Origin of the sequence: Delftia sp. ZNC0008, from assembly GCF_000799035.1 — a bacterium.
Classification (GTDB): Bacteria; Pseudomonadota; Gammaproteobacteria; order Burkholderiales; family Burkholderiaceae_C; genus Comamonas; species Comamonas tsuruhatensis.
The window spans coordinates 1-451 of the sequence record NZ_JTKZ01000102.1 but is presented as its reverse complement, the minus strand read 5'-3'; the positions used below and the strand labels follow the sequence as shown (position 1 = coordinate 451).

Below are 451 nucleotides of genomic sequence, written 5' to 3'. Positions count from 1 at the left end.
CCGCGTCAGATGCTGGTGGCCTCGGCCATCGATGCCGACAGCGGCCAGCTGCTGATCGGCGTGGTGCCCACCGAGCGCACGGGCATCACCTTGCTGCGCGACTGGGACAACATGGGCCAGCGCCAGACCGACAGCGGCTCAGCCCTGTTCGAGCGCGTGCGCGTGGAGGAGGCCGAGCTGCTGCTGAACCCCGGCCCGCTGTCCACGCCGCATGCCGCGCTGCGCCCGCTGCTGGCCCAGCTCATCCTGGCCCATCTGTTCCTGGGCATTGCCCAGGGCGCGCTGGAGCAGGCGCGCGGCTACACGCTGAACGAGGCGCGGCCCTGGTTCAAGTCCCCGGCCGATGCAGCCGGCGCAGACCCCCACATCCAGGCGCTGTATGGCGAGCTGTGGGCCGCGCTGGAAGGCGCGCGCCTGCTGACCCTGCAGGCCGCGCAGCGCTTTGACGCGG

1 pseudogene is annotated in these 451 nt (G+C 72.3%); it reads left to right on the top strand.

What is annotated here, in order from left to right:
• A pseudogene (locus tag L995_RS03850) lies at positions 1-451 on the top strand (acyl-CoA dehydrogenase family protein); the annotation flags it as partial.